15 protein-coding genes and 1 pseudogene are annotated in these 19,689 nt (G+C 43.1%); 8 read left to right on the plus strand and 8 right to left on the minus strand.

Going from position 1 to position 19,689, the window contains the following annotated elements:
• Nucleotides 1-88 precede the first annotated feature (88 nt).
• A complete protein-coding gene (locus tag ACYZZR_RS07205) occupies nt 89-2,596 on the plus strand; it encodes a hypothetical protein (RefSeq protein ID WP_461533321.1) in 2,508 nt (835 codons plus the stop codon).
• Nucleotides 2,597-2,639: 43 nt separating this feature from the next.
• Here the strand turns inward: ACYZZR_RS07205 and ACYZZR_RS07210 are convergent, their stop codons facing one another.
• Both ACYZZR_RS07210 and ACYZZR_RS07215 read right to left on the minus strand, forming a co-directional pair.
• Nucleotides 2,640-3,101 (minus strand): DUF4442 domain-containing protein, encoded by a 462-nt coding sequence (locus ACYZZR_RS07210; protein WP_461533336.1) that lies wholly within the window; start codon nt 3,099-3,101, stop codon nt 2,640-2,642.
• Between the two features lie 159 nt (nt 3,102-3,260).
• The gene (locus ACYZZR_RS07215; protein ID WP_461533322.1) at nt 3,261-4,481 is read right to left on the minus strand and encodes an MFS transporter; all 1,221 of its coding nucleotides are present in this window, start codon (nt 4,479-4,481) and stop codon (nt 3,261-3,263) included.
• 225 nt (nt 4,482-4,706) lie between these two features.
• Here ACYZZR_RS07215 and ACYZZR_RS07220 point away from each other — a divergent pair, with 225 nt between their 5' ends.
• Together ACYZZR_RS07220 and ACYZZR_RS07225 are read left to right on the plus strand one after the other, a co-directional pair.
• Nucleotides 4,707-5,051 (plus strand): PadR family transcriptional regulator, encoded by a 345-nt coding sequence (locus ACYZZR_RS07220; RefSeq protein WP_461533323.1) that lies wholly within the window; start codon nt 4,707-4,709, stop codon nt 5,049-5,051.
• Nucleotides 5,044-6,768, plus strand: a complete 1,725-nt coding sequence (locus ACYZZR_RS07225) for a PspC domain-containing protein (protein WP_461533324.1) — start codon at nt 5,044-5,046, stop codon at nt 6,766-6,768. Before ACYZZR_RS07220 ends, ACYZZR_RS07225 begins: the two co-directional genes overlap by 8 nt.
• 321 nt (nt 6,769-7,089) lie before the next feature.
• On the opposite strand, the gene lnt is transcribed toward ACYZZR_RS07225, so the two are convergent.
• Entirely contained in the window at nt 7,090-8,679 is a 1,590-nt protein-coding gene (gene lnt, locus ACYZZR_RS07230; RefSeq protein ID WP_461533325.1) for an apolipoprotein N-acyltransferase, read from the minus strand.
• Between the two features lie 167 nt (nt 8,680-8,846).
• Between lnt and ACYZZR_RS07235 the strand changes: the two genes are divergently transcribed.
• A complete protein-coding gene (locus tag ACYZZR_RS07235) occupies nt 8,847-9,581 on the plus strand; it encodes a CDP-alcohol phosphatidyltransferase family protein (RefSeq protein ID WP_461533326.1) in 735 nt (244 codons plus the stop codon).
• On the opposite strand, the gene gldG is transcribed toward ACYZZR_RS07235, so the two are convergent.
• Genes gldG through ACYZZR_RS07250 form a run of 3 tightly spaced genes read right to left on the minus strand, consistent with a single transcriptional unit; the run spans nt 9,525 to nt 12,837 of the window.
• Nucleotides 9,525-11,261, minus strand: coding sequence for a gliding motility-associated ABC transporter substrate-binding protein GldG (gene gldG, locus ACYZZR_RS07240; protein WP_461533327.1), 1,737 nt, complete (start codon nt 11,259-11,261; stop codon nt 9,525-9,527). The two genes, ACYZZR_RS07235 and gldG, sit on opposite strands and share 57 nt — an antisense overlap.
• On the minus strand, nt 11,251-11,976 hold the full coding sequence (gene gldF / locus ACYZZR_RS07245) for a gliding motility-associated ABC transporter permease subunit GldF (RefSeq protein WP_461533328.1): 726 nt from the start codon (nt 11,974-11,976) through the stop codon (nt 11,251-11,253). Before gldF ends, gldG begins: the two co-directional genes overlap by 11 nt.
• A gap of 27 nt (nt 11,977-12,003) precedes the next feature.
• Nucleotides 12,004-12,837, minus strand: coding sequence for an SAM hydrolase/SAM-dependent halogenase family protein (locus ACYZZR_RS07250; protein WP_461533329.1), 834 nt, complete (start codon nt 12,835-12,837; stop codon nt 12,004-12,006).
• Between the two features lie 254 nt (nt 12,838-13,091).
• On the opposite strand from ACYZZR_RS07250, the gene ACYZZR_RS07255 reads away from it, so the two are divergent.
• Both ACYZZR_RS07255 and ACYZZR_RS07260 read left to right on the plus strand, forming a co-directional pair.
• Complete coding sequence (locus ACYZZR_RS07255) at nt 13,092-14,051, plus strand: PhoH family protein (RefSeq protein WP_461533330.1); 960 nt, start codon at nt 13,092-13,094, stop codon at nt 14,049-14,051.
• A gap of 83 nt (nt 14,052-14,134) precedes the next feature.
• Entirely contained in the window at nt 14,135-15,091 is a 957-nt protein-coding gene (locus ACYZZR_RS07260; protein WP_461533331.1) for a phosphoribosylaminoimidazolesuccinocarboxamide synthase, read from the plus strand.
• A 256-nt stretch (nt 15,092-15,347) separates the two neighbouring features.
• Here the strand turns inward: ACYZZR_RS07260 and ACYZZR_RS07265 are convergent, their stop codons facing one another.
• The gene (locus ACYZZR_RS07265; RefSeq protein ID WP_461533332.1) at nt 15,348-16,562 is read right to left on the minus strand and encodes an MFS transporter; all 1,215 of its coding nucleotides are present in this window, start codon (nt 16,560-16,562) and stop codon (nt 15,348-15,350) included.
• 148 nt (nt 16,563-16,710) lie between these two features.
• Between ACYZZR_RS07265 and mnmE the strand changes: the two genes are divergently transcribed.
• Together mnmE and ACYZZR_RS07275 are read left to right on the plus strand one after the other, a co-directional pair.
• Entirely contained in the window at nt 16,711-18,096 is a 1,386-nt protein-coding gene (mnmE, locus tag ACYZZR_RS07270) for a tRNA uridine-5-carboxymethylaminomethyl(34) synthesis GTPase MnmE (protein ID WP_461533333.1), read from the plus strand.
• Between the two features lie 185 nt (nt 18,097-18,281).
• Nucleotides 18,282-19,376 (plus strand): phage integrase SAM-like domain-containing protein, encoded by a 1,095-nt coding sequence (locus ACYZZR_RS07275; protein WP_461533334.1) that lies wholly within the window; start codon nt 18,282-18,284, stop codon nt 19,374-19,376.
• A 181-nt stretch (nt 19,377-19,557) separates the two neighbouring features.
• Here ACYZZR_RS07275 and ACYZZR_RS07280 read toward each other — a convergent pair.
• Nucleotides 19,558-19,689: pseudogene (locus tag ACYZZR_RS07280) on the minus strand (IS1595 family transposase); the annotation flags it as partial.

Here is a 19,689-nt window from a genome sequence, read left to right on the forward strand (position 1 = left end):
CTGAGATGAATAGTATCTTTACCTCATTGCACTCTGTAATTGAAGAGTGTAAAACACCCTACAATTATCGCATTTTAATCGCACTCTCATGAACTTAAAACAATATTGGCAGCTCGCTCTCTGTATCGTATTCGCAGCAGTGTATTTCCCGTTAACCGCCAGCCCTCACCATCCTGAAATATCCTTTTGTGTCGGTGCATGGGGCGATGATGATATGTACTACAACCTCTTTGCCCAAGAAAGTATGGATGAGCCACAATACAGGGCTTTCCTCCTGTCTTACGACAACAGATTTTACAGCGATGGACAATACCCTTTATCGAATACCAACGAAAACATAGAAGACTGGAAAAACTATTTACAAATTTCTTACCAAGATGCAGAATATCTGGTATTTAAAGCTGATAGGCAAGATTTGAGAGCGCTGACAAAAGGAATGAGTACAAAAGATGACAAACTCGCTTTTGCCAACAAAAATTTTGTGAAAAAGCACAAACAGGCTCTGCTTTACATTGCCTATGCCAAATACCTCGCTCCCTATATGGCAGTACAAGGCAATCGCAGCTATTCTTGGGGCAATACTCCCAAACACAATGTGAGCGAATTGAAATACGATGCGGTAATCGGCACCTTGGAAAAAAGCTGGCATTTAGAGACCGACAAAGACCTCAAAATACGTTACGGATATCAGCTGGTTCGCTTTGCTCACTACAGCGAGCGCTACACCGAAGCCATCGATTATTTTAACGATTATGTGGCTTCGCTAAATTACAAGCCCATTATATACTACTACGCCCTCGATCAAAAAGGAGGAGCCGAGAGAGCTCTCGGCAATTTTATGCAGGCTCATCACGACTTCTTTCGCTTCTTTACCCATACCAAAAACCGCAAAGAGCAGGCCTATACTTCTATGCTGGTAACCCGCGATTTGGATTTTGAAAAACTACTGTCAGAAGCAAAGACCACAAACGAGAAAAACGACCTATATATGTTGTTGGGCTATCGCGATTTTAACAACCCTCTATCTTCCATACAAAAAATTATAGAAAACGACCCCAATGCCCCACAAGCCAAAGTACTAATGGCCAGAGCAGTAAACCAGCTCGAAAGAAACTATTTTCCGGTTGAATACAGCTGTCCGTACAATCACCCCGATTGCATGAAGAACAGAGATAGTTATCGCATTCCTCTAAACATAGAAGGCAACGACAACAGCTTTCTCGAAGAGACCTTGCGCATTTCTGAACGCCAATCGGAAAATCCGAACGTCAAAGAACAAGACTTCTGGAAGCTCACTTCTGCTTGGATTTATTTTATACAAAAAGACTACGGCAAATCGGCACTTGCCCTTGAAGAAATCTCTACAGATAGCGAGAGGCTGAGCGGTCAAAAAGACAAGCTCTCCGCACTGATCACCATCAGCAAACAGGAAAACATAAACTCCGACTTTGAAGTGCAACTGGCAGAAAAATTTGCCGCTGTGCTTCAGGAAGACAACTCAGAAAACAATTTTTATTTTCCGAATAACAACACTAGAAATTTCGTCATCGATATTCTAGCCAATCGCTATTTACTTCAAAAAGATTACGCCAAGGCCTTTTTGTTGCAAAACGACATCAGCCAATTAGAGTCCTATCCTCAACTCCTATTGCTCGAAGCCATTGAAAAGTTTTATCAGAAAAAGAACAAGAATACCTTCGAAAATATGCTCGCGGAAAACCTGAGTCCGAAGGTCTACGACGCCACCTCCAGAAAAATGGTAAAACAGTCAAATTTTGACGTAAAGAGCTATATTTCCAATATGAAGGGGAATATCTTTTTGAGACAGGGAGACACCAAAAAGGCAGCTTCTTTTTTTGAGGAAGTAGCCCCGAATTTTTACAATTTCAAAGGTTTTTCGCATATTCCATCAGAGGTTTTCGGGTACAACCGTATAGAGTGTTTTGAATGTGCCGACAACACAGTAATGCAAACAGATTATTTAGATGATTTTGACGTCATCAAGCCTAACATGAACAAGAAAGAGCTAACCCGTGCCCTGATAACCTTGGAAAAAGCAGCCTCCGGCAAAGGAGATAAAGCCGCTAAGGCCGGTTATCTCTTGGGTAATTTCTATTTTAACACCTCTCTTATTGGTTATTACCGTCAGTTTCTAACCTACAGCGATAGCAATGCCAAGAATTATAAATTTCACAACTACTACGGCTGGAACGAGCAATTTGACAGAACTGCTCCCGAATACCCACTGTATTACAAGAACTACGGCTGGAAATCGTGGTATTACGACGATTTCGAAATTCCGCTGTCTTATCTGAATCTAGCTATGGAACAAACCACAGATGAAGAGCTCAAAGCGAGAATACTCTTTGCGGCCTCAAAATGTGAACAGGGCATTTTTTACAGTACTCAAACAGACGAGGATTTGAACAGTCTGAAAGATATGGAATACAGCAAAAGAAATGCTGCCAAAATGGAAATTAAAACTTCCAAATACCGATCTTATTTCAAACAGCTAAAAGCCTATGAGCACACCGACTTCTACCAAGAGGTAAAGACCTACTGCAAGTATTTCGACTATTTTACAACGAATTATTGATATGTAGTGACGAGATTTTTGCCTACTCCTACCTCTGAGTAGGCTATCGTTCTGATTTTACTCTTACCGTCCATTCAAAAGTAAAGACAGACACCACATCTCCCTGTTGGTCTTTGCCCACAGACTTCATTTGGAAACTTTGCCCCTCTCCTGTTTCCAGGGTTTTTTGAAGAGCATCACCTATCAGATTTCCATCGGTACAACTAAAGGTAATGCGCCCTCTTGCCTTTTTGGTAAAACTGGCTTGGTTGTGAGCTACGAGCATAGAAATGCGCTTGCCACTCTTCCTAATCGCAGCCATGACCAGCACGCCGGTAGACAGTTCGGCAGCCATGCCTTGCACTGCCCAAAACATAGAGTTGAAAGGGTTTTGATTGATCCATCTGTGACGCACGCTTACCGTACAGCTCTGAGCATCGATATGCCTAACCCTAACCCCACACAACCAGGCAGAGGGTAATTTAAGCATTGTAAAAGTGTTTAGTTTTCGAGGAGTCATATCGATAAATTGAAGTTGTTTATTACGCAAAATTTAAAGATACCATATCTACAAGACCAAATGTATTATACAATCTCACAGTTCTGAAGCCCTGTCGATAATATCCTACAAGGTATTAAATTATCTCGAACCGAAAGTCATTCCCTTCAAATACTTTCAGTCTGTTTATCTATCCTTGCTCCACAAAAAACGGTAAAAGCACATCACAACCAGCAGCGCTATTATTCCCTGTATCAGCAAACTTGACGGAGCACCTATATGTTCAGACAAGCTACCGATAAGCAATCCGCCCAAAGGCATCATACCAAAGGCAGCCATCGCTTGATAACTCATGGCTCTTCCCCTCATTTCTGGTTTAGATTTGGTCTGTACCAGTATATTGCACACTGTAGTCTGTGCCATAGCTCCAAAACCGATAAGAACGGCAAAAAACAAGACCACATAAAGCTGATCTATCTGAGAAAATAAGATCAACGACAGTCCGAGTATCACTGTATTTACCGTCAGTATTCGCTTTAAGCTACTCCCCTCCCTAAGGGAAGCCAGGAAAAACGCTCCCGAAATAGCTCCCAAACCAATAAATCCCATAATATAACCATAGGTTGTAGCATCTCCCTCAAAAATCACTTTAGCAAATACCGGAAGTAAGGTGCGATATGGCAATACAAAAAGACTCATCAGTGTAAGCATCAGCAAGGGCAATCCGATTTCGGGGGTTTTATAGAGATACAAAAATCCATCACGAAGCTCTTTCCCTACCTTTTCTTTTGGAGGTTTACGCGGTTGTGGTGGAAGTTTCATCAGCGAAAGGCAGACGAGAATCGCTACAAAACTCAAAGCATTAATCAAAAAGCAAGTCCCAGCTCCCCATTTAGCAAGCACTATACCCGCCAGTGCAGGTCCCACCATCTTGGCTAGGTTGGTCAACGACGAATTCAGAGACAGTGCATTCGGCAAATCTTCCGGCTCGTTGACCATTTCGTGTACCAAAGGCTGCCGAGCGGGAACGTCGAAGGCATTGATAGTTCCCAACATCGTACTGAGCACAAGGAGTACCCATACCGAATCGTGTCCTGTATAGGTCACCACTGTGAGGATCACCGCCTGTACCATAGAAAGTGATTGTGTGAGCAGCATCAATTTATAGCGGTTGTAGCGATCGGATACTATACCGCCCAGAGCGGAAAAAAGAAAAGACGGAAACTGTTCGGCAAACAAGGTGAGTCCTAGCATAAAGGGAGAATGCGTTATACTGTAAACCACCCAAATCACAGCAGTCCGCTGCATCCACATCCCCATACGGGAAATGGATTGCCCGGTAAAAAACAAGGCGTAATTGCGATTTCGGAAAGCGCGAAAAGTAGTGCTCTTTAAAGATAAGGGCATATAAACTAATTTACATTTTACTTTATGAATACGAAGTGGGAAAGCATTTGCAAAGTTAATCATATCCTGACAATCTACTCTTTTAAAAGTTAAATTTATGTTAATAAACAGTACTATGTTTTGCATAATACCTTCTTTTAAACATATATTTGCATAAGAAAGTATCTATCATCACATCGTTCATCCATCAAAAAGCGAACAGTTTAATTAAAGCATTATGAACTCATGAAGATCGAAAACACCAAGGCACAGATGCGCAAGGGAGTTCTAGAATACTGCATTTTGTCGATTCTCCGGGACAAGGACAAATATGCTTCGGAAATACTGGAAACGCTAAAAGACGCAAAAATGCTGGTTGTAGAGGGTACGATTTACCCTCTGCTCACCAGGCTTAAAAATGCCGGACTGCTACAATACCGTTGGGAAGAATCTACTTCCGGTCCGCCTCGAAAATACTATGCCCTTACCGACACGGGCAAACTGTTTTTAAACGAGCTCTCTTCCACTTGGGAGGAATTGCACAATGCAGTAACTATTGTAACAAGCCAAAAATCATCAAATCATGAATAAGACGACCAATATAAATCTGGGCGGACTCTTTTTTCACATAGACGAAGATGCCTATACCAGACTACGCGACTATCTTCAGACTATAAAACACTCATTTACCGATTCGCAGGGTCGCGACGAAATCATTGCCGATATCGAGGCTCGCATAGCCGAACTTTTCAGCGAAAAGATAAGTCATGAAAGGCAGGTAATAGGGCTGACTGAGGTTGAGAATATAATCGCTATAATGGGAGAACCGGAAGACTACCTTGTAGACGAAGAGATCTTTGAAGACGAACCGCAGTCACAAACACCCCCCAAAGATCACCATCAATCTCCAAAATCGCCTAAAAAACTGTTCCGAGATCCGGACGACAAATACATAGGCGGAGTATCTTCAGGACTCGGGCATTATATCGGGGTAGATGCTCTGTGGATACGACTACTGTGGATATTTCTCATCGTGGCTGGCTTTGGGGCAGGTATCGTTATCTATGTACTGTTGTGGATATTGATACCGGAAGCCATTACCACCTCTCAAAAACTGGCCATGAAGGGAGAACCGGTAAACATCAGCAATATAGAAAAGAAAGTACGTGAAGGTTTTGAAGAGGTCTCAGAAAAGGTCAGGAATGTCGATTACCAAAAGGTGGGCAACAAGGTAAAATCGGGGAGCAGTAGCTTTTTTGACTTCCTCGGTAAACTCATGACTGCTCTCTTCGATATCTTTGGTAAATTTATAGGTATTCTACTGGTCTTTATCGCTGCAAGTACGCTTATCGGACTGTTTACGGGCTTTATCGCTGCCTTTGTATCCATATTTTCAGACAGCGAATGGGCGCACTATATGGAAATTGGCAATAGTTCTGGAATACCTATCTGGGCAATATCGCTCACTGTACTGTTTGCCGTAGGTATACCGTTCTTCCTGCTCTTTCGACTCGGAATGAAAATTCTTGTAGACGATTTGAGATCGATAGGCAACACTACAAAATACGTTTTATTGGGGCTATGGATACTCTCTACTATCGCACTGATTGTTTTTGGTATTCGCCAAGCTACGGCCCAGGCCTATGAAGGAAGTATAGTCGAAAAAAAGCCACTGTCTATAAGTGCGACAGATACCCTTTATTTTAAAAATGAAATATCCGAAATTCCCGGCAATCGCTTTTACAACAGCAGTGTAGATAAAATTGTACTGAACGGCAAACAGAAACTCTATATTGAAAATGTAATTTTCGATTTTGTTCCTTCGGAAGACTCCCTCGCCTTTCTCAATATTGAAAAAGAAGCCGAAAGCAGCAGCTTCCACAAGGCAAGGGAAGAAGCGTCCAGAATTGATTACGACTTCAGCACCGAGAAAAATACTGTTTTCCTGCGCAATTACGCACTGGTCGATTACCAAAATAAATTCCGCGGTCAGGAAGTACACGTGGGTGTTTCGCTACCCGAAGCTACGGTATTCTTTATAGATCCACACAGCGATATTCGCATCGGGTACGAAACCCGAGAGCGAACTGGCTTATACGCTTCCAACCTCAAAGGGCACTATTGGAAGGTGGAAAGTGGAAAACTCCGATGCTTGGACTGCGAAAAAATATTGGAAACCGACAAAACACAGCCAGATGATATAAAAATCGATTCGACTGGTATCGATATCAACCTACAGAATACAGGCAGTGAAAATGTAAAAGTAAAAATTGACAAACACGGAATCGAAGTAAAAACAGGAAGCTGATTTTGTAATCTGCCGGACTAAAACCACAGGTCGGCAAGAGATTATTGTGACCTTAAAACCAAACGGTACAACTTTGTGCTACATTTTAGAGCACAACAGTATTTGAAAAATGATATAAAACCTTAATCAAAAAAACTTGTATTGTGATCGCATTGCTAAAACTACTCCTCGCTACAATTCTAACAATCCTATTGTCTTCCCCCGAAGTGCGAACTTCCGTACATTCGTCAATCCAAACAGAATACTCTCCCGGCTCTGACAAGTGTATTGACCAAACAAAGAGCCATTGTATTCAGGCAGAATCAAAGGTCGAATCACAAACTACAAGCTACTCCTTTTTTTCTTTCCTATACCGTACAACACCAACAAACCGGCAAGCAGTACAGACACACGGGCTATCAGATCGCCATAACGAACATAAAAAGTCTTTTCTTCATTCAAACTCAGCTCGCCTTTAAGCGCGCCTTCCTCTCCATAGGCAAGGGTTTGCAACACATCTCCCCGAGGGTTGATAAATGCCGAAATCCCTGTATTGGCCGAACGCGCTACACTTCTCCTGGTTTCTATTGCTCTCAATCGAGCGTAGCTCAGGTGTTGTTTATGCCCCTGCGAATTGCTCCACCATCCGTCGTTGGTAATTACAGCGAGAAAATCGGCATCTTTTCGCACATAACCGGCAACGTATTCGCCGTAAATCGACTCATAGCAGATAATAGGTGCCACAATCCCGGCTCCCCCCTTAAAAACTGAAGGCTCAACTTGTGTGGCTCGGGAAACTACGGTACCTCCTAGGTTGATCATGACATTGCCCAATAGAGGTTCAATTATTTCCTTGAAGGGAAGGTTCTCTACCCCTACCACGAGTTTTGATTTGATATACACCGGCATATTGGCTGTATTGTCTATCTGTACAGCTGCGTTGTAAGCATCAAACCACCCTCCCCTGATGCTGTTGGCTGTAGGCGTGGGCTTGTTTACACTGCGATACTGCCTGTAAAAGTCGGCACCTGTAATAAACTTCAGTCCTGGATATTTGCGAGGGAGCTTTTGTAATATGCGCGCAGCAAGTGAATGTGCAAAACGGTCTATATCGGCACCGGCAGACAAGGCCGTTTCGGGTGCAAGAACATAGTCGGTGTCAGCATCGACGTATTCCGAAGCCAATTTAACCAACTTGGTAGCCATAGCCGAGTTATCGATCTCGTACTTTTCGCTATAGGGGTCTATATTGGGCTGTAATACCACCGCCTCAACACTCTTCCCCGAACTTTTGTAACTGTCGTACATAAAGAGAGAGACAATAATCGGAAGCGCTATGAGGAGTACATTTTTACCCACTCCCCTTGCCAATCGCTTCTTATTGCCGGTTTTTCGGAATGACCATATTGCTGCAAATAGCCCTATATTTACCATCCATATCCATAAACTTCCTCCAAATATACCCGTGTATTCGTACCACTGCACCCAGGCAGGGTGTTCTGAAAAGGCATTGCCCAGATTTAACCAAGGCCAGGAAAAATCCCAATTGAGATGAAACTTCTCAAAAGAAATCCACAGTGCAGGCAGAAAGACGAGGTGAATTCGCGGCGGTAACTTTCGGGCCAGAAGGTGATAACCCCAGAATACTACTGTCATCAACAGCGAATTGACCAGAATGGCAAAAAACATTCCGAATGCTGTAGAATACCATATCCACCAGGTGGTGATTGCATTCCATACTAAAAAAGCGAGATAGGCATTTCTAAACACCTTCAATCCTTTTCTCCTGCTGTGAGACAGCCTTATATTTCGCTCGACTATCAATAGGGGAACAAAAGCCACAAAAAGCAAAATCGGAATACCGTACACCGGCCATCCAGCCGCAAGTAATAGCCCTGAAGCAAGGGCCAAGAGTAAATTATTTCTTGTCATTTTTACCGTATTTCCAGGTGATAAGGAGTGATTAGCTCCAACTACCACCGGGCAAGTTACCAAAGTTTGACGAAATTTGTACTAATCTATCATTAATCTTGTATTTTTACGTGCTTAGTCGGCAGTATTTGTCTACTACCAACTAACAATCTAAGCGCTAAGACACTATGAAACGACACATTCCAAATATCCTCACCCTTCTCAATCTATTTTGCGGTACGGTAGCCGTATTGTATGCTGTACTCGGTCAGTTTCAGCTCGCGGCACTTTTTGTATTTGCCGGAATCTTTTTTGATTTTTTCGATGGCTTCGCCGCCCGGAAACTAAAAGTGCAAAGCGAGATCGGACTACAGTTGGACTCTTTGGCCGATATGGTGACCAGTGGTGTGGTTCCGGGAATTGTAATGTATCAGCTGCTACAACGTTCTCTCATCCCTGAATCGTGGGATACAGGCATACAGGTAGACCTGTCGCAATTACAGGGGTTCATCCCTTTCATCGGACTGCTCATCCCACTCTCATCAGCCTATCGCTTGGCCAAATTCAATGTAGACGACGACCAGAAAACATCATTTACCGGACTCCCCACTCCGGCCAATGCCTTGTTTGTACTGTCTCTACCTCTTATTTTCATCACTCAGAGCAGTGAATTTATTATTTCTCTATTACACAACACTTGGTTTCTGGTAGTGATTAGCCTACTCAGCAGTTATATACTCAATGCCCCTATAAAACTCTTTGCTCTAAAATTTAAAACTTGGGGGATAAAAGACAATGCGATAAAATACGGATTTCTGCTGTTGTGCCTGATTTTACTAGCGGTACTCAGGTTTACCGCGGTGCCCTTAATCATCATCCTCTACCTGCTCATTTCGGTCGTAACTCCTAAAAGGCACCTCTGACCGACGCGCGTAACGGCCTTTTCTGACCACAGAAAACAACAGACCGCACAGTACGAGCAAAACGAGAGGTAGCGCGAGATTGACCGTCTTCCACATTCCCAGTTGTGCTGCCACTTTTTCCTTGTCGAGAAAAGGAATTGACACCTCTTTGCTCCTGATATAAATCAGTCCGTTTCTATCCAGCAGGTAATTGACACAGTTTTTGAGAAATTCCTTATTGCCGTAAAAATTATTAGTCCACTTATCGTATCCCAACTCTAGTGGACTTCCCTGGTTTAACTGGTTTTTTATCAAATCACCGTCAGATATTACTATCATTCCCGAGTTTTCACCAACCTCCTTATTATCGTTAAAATCCAAAGGCTTTACCCGATTGTGATACATCGAATTAAAACGACCTTCGAGCAACACCGCCAGAGGCTGGTTTCCGTTGTTGTAGCTTTCCCGATCGGGTTCTTGCCCTATAATTTCCAAGCTGATCTCTGCCGGGACGCCCACTGTTTTAGACAGCGGAGAACTCTGTAGCAACACTGTTTTTTGCACTTTGTTTTTAAGCGTATCTATAGCTCCGGCAAAATCAAAACGAAGGGCTTCGAGGTTTTTGGTTATGGGATGATTGTTTTTTGAAAATACCATAGGTGCATAAACCCACGGATAAGGCTCGTAACGGGAAGCACTCCCCTCTCCAGTAGCGAGGACAATCTGAGTGAAATACAAATCGTTGACCAATACCGGATTGATACGCAATCCGTATGAAAAGAACATATCGTTGAGATTGAGATCTCTAGGCACGGCATAGGTTGTTCCGGTATTGTTGTAAAGGCTGTCTCTTTCTGCGATTACCGGATCTATCAACCAAAGCGACTTTCCTCCGTGCATCACATATTGATCGAGTACTGCCTTCTCCCCTTCAGTAAAAGCTTCTGTGGGCTTGGCCACCAGTATCATATCAAATTTCCGGAGCTCGTCGAGAGTGCGCTGCGGAGCCGTAGCCACCGAGTCTAAAGTAAACGGTGCTAGGTTGTAATAATCCCGAAGCGCTCCCAAAAAATCAGCGATGTAAATATCGTCCAACTCCCCATTGCCCTTGAGTACCGCTATACTCTGTTTGTCGGTGATTACAAGTCTGGCAAATGCATCAGAAAAAATGTATTCCAATTGCTGAATAGAGCTGTTTACCCTTTCTTCATCGGTCGCTCCCAGCTTGTTTTTTAACAGAGAGATCCTTACACTCTTATCTCCCGAATTGACCATAGCCCAGGGAAAGATAATCTCCTGAGAAGTCTTTCCTCCTTCTTCTATCGAATAGCGAAGCGGGGTAAGCCCTACCGACTGCATCTCCTGGATTATACTTTCAGAATTTGCACCTTCCTCTAGCGGATCGATAAAATTAAAGTTAATCTGCTTGTTTCTCGCAGCATACTCTTCGAGTATCTGCCGAGTTTCTTCCCTGAGTTTGCGAAATTCAGCCGGGAGTGCTCCCCCCAAGAACACATCTACAAAAACAGGATTTTTAAGGCTGTCTAAAGGCTTGAGCGAGGCTTCCGAAAGAGTGTATCTCTTGTCCTGAGTAAGGTCGAAACGCCCATAGAAACTTTGAGAGAGCACATTGCACAGTACGAGCAAGCCCAAAACAACTACAGTACTCCACAGTGGGTATTTTTTCAACTTATCTGCCATCGGGTCTGTTTTTTAGTCTAGCTACGGTCAGATACAAAAAGAAAAAGGCTACAGATAGAAAATAGACCATATCTCGGGTGTCTAGCACTCCCCTTCCTATACTGTCGAAATGCGCTTTCATACCCAGTGCGGAAATCCAAGCTGTCCCTCCAAAAAGCGAAAGTCCTTCAAAACCGTAATAAAAAAAGAAACATATCAGCACCGATATCAAAAAGGCCACAATCTGATTGTCGGTCCATATCGAGGTAAAGACCCCTATAGCCGAATACGAAAGCACCAAAAAACACAAACCGAAATACGACCCTAGAGTACTCCCCACATCCAGATTGCCCACCGGATTACCGAGTTTCCACACCGTGATAACATACAACAAAGTGGGCAGCAATGCCATGAGTACCAGCACAAAGGCAGCAGTGTATTTTCCTAAAACGATTTGCCAACAAGTTACCGGTCGCGTTAGCAACAATTCGAGAGTGCCCAGTTTCCGCTCGTCGGAAAAGCTCTTCATGGTTATAGCCGGAATCAGGAACAACAATATCCAAGGTGCCAAGCTGAAAAAGGCAGTCAGATCGGCAAAACCCGATTGCAGTATGTTGTATTCACCGGCAAAAACCCATAAAAAAAGTCCGTTGAGCACCAAAAAAATCGCAATCACCAGGTAGCCCACCGGGGAAGCAAAAAAGCTGTTTATCTCTCTTTTAAGTATTGCAAGCATAAATCACTACTCAATCTCTGCAGATTATCACTGTAAAAATCTAACTGTAATAACATCCCTATAGCTGAGTCCGAGCAAGCTCGAAGCCCCTCCCACAGTATCGCGATTACTGCGGTACATAGCAAGCTCTATAAATCCTGCCGAATTAAAAACAGCAAGTTTCTTTCCGTCGTCGTCCCTCAGCGGTTTTTCTATGGAAAAGTTGACGATATCACTGTATTTTAAATATATTTTTTCAAACTTGTAATTGCGGGCATAGAGTTCAAACCTTCTTCCCTTTCGCACATTTTCAAAAAACTGTCTCGATATATTGGTCACCACATTGCCGTAGTTGTCCACATACACCACATGCCCCGTAACCATATTTTGTTCGGTGTTGATCAAAGGAGTAAATGCCCGTAGCGATTTCAGTTGTTGTACCGGTTTTCCCACTACTTCTAGCGTTCCGCCTCTTGCGATATGGCAGGCAACTTTGACAAAAACGTCTCTACAGGGGAAAATCGTATCCACATCGCGATAAAGATTGATCTCTACCATTTTTTCAGGGATACCCTCACCTATGATGAGCGACATCACCCCGTTGTCGGCACCCACAAAATAGTGTCCGTCGAAGTAAACCGCTATATGCCGCGTATCTTCGTTGCGCTCGCCGTCTACACCGTATACGTGAATGCTGCCTTCTGGAAAATCTCTGTAAGCATTTTTGAGGATATAGGCAGCCTCTTCTACGTTAAACGGACTTACTCGATGCGATATATCGACTATGCGAGCTTCCTCTGCCTCCTTGTAAATAGAACCCTTAACAGCCCCTACAAAGTGGTCTTTTTCTCCAAAATCTGTAGTCAAACTTATTATAACCATAAAACAGTACCGAAGCCTTTTTTGTGTAAATTAGCCGGAAAATACAATCCTGCCGTTTATTTCCTCTTGGAGTATAAACCACAAACGTACTAAAAAACGAGGGGATAAACTATAGGAAAAAGTACAGTTTTTTATTGTACTTTTAATGAAGAGTTAATGACCGTATCCGCCGGGTGGTCCGCTGACTTATTCCTCGCTAAGGGGTGAGACCGGTATGGGGACGGGTAATAAAAACAAAACAAACCCGATAGCTTTTGAACGAGATAGTAGTAGAACTAACCGAAATCAGCCCGAGAGAATTTTTTGGCGAGCAAAATGTCAACATCGAACTCCTTAAAAAATATTTCCCAAAACTGAAAATTGTAGCCAGAGGTAACAAGATAAAAGCCTATGGCGACGAAGAGATACTGGAAGAATTTGACAAGCGCATGGACAAGCTGGTCATGTATTTCGGAAAGTACAATAAATTGGACGAAAACACCATAGAGCGCATACTCACCAGCGACAGCGACGAGGCTTTTGAAACCCCTGCCCTGGCCAATGCACGAGTATTGCTTCACGGAGTAAACGGTCGACTTATCAAGGCTCAAACAGCCAATCAGCAGTTACTAGTAGACACTATGAGCAAAAACGATATGGTCTTTGCTATAGGTCCGGCCGGTACCGGAAAAACCTATACCGGAGTTGCTCTGGCAGTAAAAGCCTTAAAGGAAAAACAAGTAAAGCGCATCATACTGACGCGCCCCGCAGTGGAAGCCGGTGAAAATCTCGGATTTCTTCCCGGAGACCTAAAGGAAAAACTAGATCCCTATATGCAACCGCTGTACGATGCCCTTCGGGATATGATTCCTGCCGAAAAACTCCAAAACTACATAGAGACAGGCATTATACAAATTGCCCCTATGGCCTTTATGCGAGGGCGTACGCTGGACAATGCCTTTGTCATTCTCGACGAGGCCCAAAACACCACTCATGCCCAGATGAAAATGTTTCTGACCAGAATGGGAAAAAATGCAAAATTTATGATTACAGGCGACCCCGGACAGATCGACCTTCCGCGAAGGGTGATATCCGGACTGAAAGAAGCGCTATTGGTTCTCAAGGATATAAAAGGAATCGGAATGGTATATCTCAACGACAAAGATGTGATACGCCACCGACTGGTAAAAAATATCATCGAGGCCTATAAAGACATCGAACACACCAACAATTGATACAACAAATGAAGCTTGTACAGAAATGCCAGATTTAAACGGCTTTTCCCGTATATTTGCGACAAAATCACGAGGTTCATCACATGAGTAATACAATAACAACTACCGATTACAATTTTCCCGCTCAGAAAACCGTCTATAAAGGCAAGGTAAGGGAAGTATACACCTTAAACAACGACCTATTGGTCATGATTGCCACCGACAGGCTTTCGGCCTTTGATGTCGTTATGCCTAGGGGAATTCCATACAAAGGACAGATCCTAAACCAGATTGCCACAAAAATGATGAAGGCCACCGAAGACATAGTGCCAAACTGGCTTATTGCCTCCCCCGACCCCAATGTAGCTGTAGGGCATCGCTGTACTCCTTTTAAAGTAGAAATGGTAATACGAGGCTATCTTTCCGGTCATGCCGCAAGAGAATACCACACCGGAAAACGACTTTTGTGCGGAGTAGCCATGCCGGAAAGAATGAAGGAAAACGACAAGTTTCCGGAACCCATTATCACCCCTTCGACCAAAGCTGACAACGGCGAACACGACGAAGATATTTCAAGAGAAGACATACTGAAAAAAGGCATAGTCTCTGAAGAAGACTACACTCAGCTAGAGGCCTACACCCGAGCGCTGTTTCAACGCGGTACCGAAATAGCAGCCAAACAAGGGCTTATCCTCGTAGACACCAAATACGAATTCGGAAAAACAGCAGACGGCAAAATCGTTCTTATCGACGAAATACACACTCCCGATTCATCTCGCTATTTTTATGCCGACGGATATCAGGAACGACAAGACAAAGGCGAAAAACAAAAACAATTGTCTAAGGAATTCGTTCGCCAATGGCTGATCGAAAACGGATTTCAAGGCAAAGAAGGTCAGCAAATCCCAGAGATGACCGACGCCTATATCAATTCTGTGTCTGAACGCTATATCGAACTCTACGAACAGATTACCGGAGAGACTTTCCAACGCGCCGATATCAGTGATATTGAGGCTCGAATAGAACAAAATGTGGTGAATTATCTGAAGGAACAATTATAATCAGTGCTTTCGCGTTTTAGTGGGGTATTGGGTTATTGGGTTATTGGGTTATCAAGACAAAATTACGAACTATTACTGCAAATCGTTTGGACATGAGATCCCTTCACGGTAGTCGGGATGACAGGTCCAACTTTCTGTGAAATAGCTCAATGTCATTCAGAGCGAAGCGAACCCGCCTGTCCGGCCGGCAGGGAATCTCTCCCCCAGCCCAAAGCATCTTCAACAGAAAAAATACTACGAACTACAAACTAAAAAACTATCCTTTCTCAGACGGCAAGAATACCGTGAGCAATCCCAGCAATGGCAAGAACGAGCACATTTTAAACACATAAGTTATACTCGTAGCATCGGCAATATCGCCAAGCACAGCCGATCCGATTCCTGCAATACCGAAGGCAAATCCGAAAAACAATCCCGACACCATACCTACCTTACCCGGAATAAGCTCTTGGGCATAAACCAGAATAGCCGAAAAAGCCGAAGACAAAATCAGTCCGATAAACACCGTAAGCGTTCCCGTCCAGAACAAATTCACATAAGGCAAAACAAGGGTAAACGGAGCGATTCCGAGTATACTGAACCAGATGACATACTTACGTCCGAAGCGATCTCCCAAAGGTCCCCCAAAAAACGTACCTGCAGCTATTGCAAACAAAAACACAAAGAGATAAACCTGTGAAGCTTGTACAGAGACATCAAATTTATCCATCAGATAAAAAGTGTAATAGCTGGTAAGGCTGGTCATATAGATATACTTCGAAAAAATAAGTACGAGCAATATGGCGATAGACCAAATCACCTGTTTTTTCGACAGCCGATGTCCCAGCGCATTGTCGTAGTTTTTTCTCTGTTTAGACGGCGATCGGTGCAGGTTGTTTTTGTACCAACTCCCTACGCGCGACAGTACAATAATAGCCAACAAGGCCGCCAGTGAAAACCAGATTACCGAAAACTGTCCGAACGGCACTATAATCATCGCTGCCAGTAAAGGTCCTAATGAACTACCGGCATTGCCTCCCACCTGAAAAAGCGACTGCGCCATGCCGTGCCGCCCTCCCGAAGCCATGTGAGCAATACGAGAAGCCTCCGGGTGGAAAACCGACGAACCCATTCCTATCAGTCCTACCGACAATAGCACCAGTCCGAAATTAGACGCCACTGAAAGCACTATCAGTCCAATCAAGGTAAATCCCATTCCTATAGCCAAAGAATACGGCTTAGGATACTTGTCGGTATACATCCCTACCAATGGCTGCAACAGTGAAGCGGTGAGCTGAAAGGTGAGCGTTATAAGTCCGATCTGAGCAAAACTGAGTGAAAAAGACTCCTTTACCAAAGGATAGATAGAAGGAATAAGCGACTGCAGGGTATCGTTCATCAGATGAGAGAAACTCAGGGCGAACAATACGGGAAAAACCGTCTTCTCTGCCATAGTGCTCGACTCGGCAGAAACCGATGTATTCTTGTGCATGGTAAAAAGGATTTAGTAGCCTACAAATTTAAAATCATTCCCGATACTAACTACACTGTTATTACCTCTTTTTACGATGCCCAAAACACCAAAGACACAAGTCTGATATTTGCCTTATTTTAAATACTTTTGTACCAAAGAAAAAGCCATGCTGCCAAACGATACCATCATAGCCTTAGCCACAGCAGGAGGTGCCGGAGCCATAGCCGTTATCCGACTGTCCGGACAAGACGCCATCGCTATTGCAGACAAACAGTTTCGCTCTGTAAAAGGAAAAGAACTGTCTGCCCAGAAGAGTCACACCATCCATCTCGGACATATCGTAGACGGCCCTAAGGTGCTCGACGAGGTTTTGGTCAGTATCTTTAAAAATCCCCATTCTTATACCGGAGAAGATGTCATTGAAATCTCCTGTCATGGTTCGCCATATATACAACGAGAACTCATACAGCTATTCCTCCGAAAAGGCTGCCGTATGGCAAATCCGGGAGAGTTTACCTTACGCGCCTTCCTCAACGGCAAACTCGATCTCAGTCAGGCCGAAGCCGTAGCCGACCTGATTGCATCCGACAATGAGGCTTCACATCAGATAGCCATTCAGCAAATGCGCGGTGGATTTTCGGGAGAGATTGAAAAACTACGGCAAGAACTGCTCGATTTTGCCTCCCTGATCGAACTGGAGTTGGATTTTTCAGAAGAAGATGTAGAATTTGCCGACCGCAGTAAGTTTGAAGAACTGCTACAACGCATAGAACTCGTCCTCAAAAGACTGATCGATTCCTTTGCCGTGGGTAACGTCATCAAAAACGGCATACCCGTCGCCATCGTAGGAGCGCCAAATGTGGGAAAATCTACCCTACTCAACGCCCTGCTCAACGAAGAGCGCGCCATCGTAAGTGATATCGCCGGAACTACTCGCGATACCATAGAAGACGAAATCGTGATCAACGGTATCGGCTTCCGATTTATAGACACTGCCGGAATTCGAGATACCGAAGATGTGGTAGAGAGCATAGGTATCAAAAAGACCTTTGAGAAAATCACTCAGGCACAGCTGGTCATATACCTCTTCGACACCTCTAACTTTGCCGAAAACAGCGACACCATAGTGGTAGAAATCGAAAAAATAAAAAACAAATTCCCCAAAAAACCCCTGCTTATCCTCGCCAATAAAATCGACCTGGCCGACCAAAGCAGTATCGAAAACAAACTGCATTATGACAAACTGCTGTTTATCTCTGCCAAACAAAACCAAGGCGTAGACCTTCTCAAAGAAAAACTGTTGGAATACGTGAATACCGGCGCCCTTCGCAACAACGAAACCGTAGTGACGAACAGCCGCCATTACGACGCCTTACTCAAAGCCCTGGAAGAAATCCAAAAGGTGCAACACGGACTCCGATCAGGCATCTCCGGCGACCTCCTAGCCATCGATATCCGAGAAGCACTATACCACTTCGGAGAGATCACCGGTCAGGTGACCAACGATGAACTACTGGGTAATATATTTGCAAATTTTTGTATTGGAAAGTAATTACACTTCCTTTTATTAGCTAACCCCTTCTTTTACTTGATTTTATATGTTTTTATTTTCCCTTTCTTGTTGCTAATTTGCCCTTTTTTTCGTACCTTTCGTTTCTAATTTGTTGTTATAGAAACAAGTTTTGTTGCTAACAACAAGTTTACTGTTACAGAAACAACTGCAAAATTTTTTGAGATATGAAGGTTACACTAAGAAAACGCAATCAAGGTGGTAAGACCAGTTTATACTTGGACTATTACCACAAAGGGAAACGTAAAACAGAGTATTTAAAACTCTATTTAGACCCAGATGCCAAAACCAAGGACGAAAAGGAAGTCAATAAGAAAACCCTACAATTAGCTGAGACAATTAGAGCACAGCGGCAAATCGAAATCCAAAACGGTGTTTATGGCTTTCGTGATAATGAGAAATTAAAAGCCAGTTTCTTAAATTACATCGAACTATTATCTGAAAAAAGAAAAGATAGTATTGGTAATTATGGAAATTGGTTGAGTATGCTAAAGCATTTGAAGTCGTTTACTAAAACAGATATTTCATTCGAATTTGTCGACAGGAAGTATGTTCAAGACTTTAAATATTATCTTGATAAAGATGCAAAAGGTCACTCTAATCAAGGACTATCTCAAAACTCAAAGTACTCCTACTTCAACAAATTTAGAGCTGCATTAAAACAAGCGGTTAAAGATGGCATCATTCCAACCAATCCTTCTGAAGGTGTGGAAGCGTTCAAGCAAGGAGAACCTCAACGAGAATTTTTAACTCTTGAAGAATTACAAGCTGCGGTTCAAGCTGAATGTGAAATCCCACTAATGAAAACGGCTTTCATATTTTCTTGTCTTACCGGATTGCGTTGGTCAGATATTAATAAGTTGCTTTGGTCAGAAGTGCAACATTCGAATGAAATGGGGTATTATATCCGTTTCAGACAAAAGAAAACTAAGGGAGCGGAAACCCTTCCTATTTCAGAACAAGCCTTCAGCTTGCTTGGTGAACGTCAGGATAAGGATGAAAGAGTATTTAAGGGATTGCGTTATTCAGCTTGGCACAACTTGAAGTTGCAACAATGGATGATGAGAGCAGGAATATCTAAAACCATAACTTTCCATTGTGCAAGACATACCTACGCTACACTACAGCTTTCAGCTGGAACAGATATTTATACCGTATCAAAATTGCTTGGCCATAGAGAATTGAAAACTACTCAGATTTACGCTAAGGTAATTGACCAGCAAAAGAAAGAAGCCGCTAACAGAATTAAACTGGATTTATGAGCAAGCAAAAGAACACCTTAGACAAAATCCTTGATTATGAGTTAAGACCTTGGCTTCCTCAAAATAGCTTGGATGATGTATTTGCTGCAAAGTTTCGCAGTTTAAATGAATACACTCCAAAACAACCGTTGCTGTTTCAAATTGACTTTCACAGGCCATTTGACCATAAAACTAAATTGAGTTATGTATTTAAGTTCTGTGTAATTTGATATTGATATATGGGTTGATGTTTTACCATCCTTTCAATAGCTTTATGAAAAATGGTCTGTTTGGATTGTGAACGATTTAACCTAAAAGCAAACTCGTTGAGGTA

This window comes from Sinomicrobium sp., assembly GCA_029266035.1.
GTDB lineage: Bacteria > Bacteroidota > Bacteroidia > Flavobacteriales > Flavobacteriaceae > Sinomicrobium.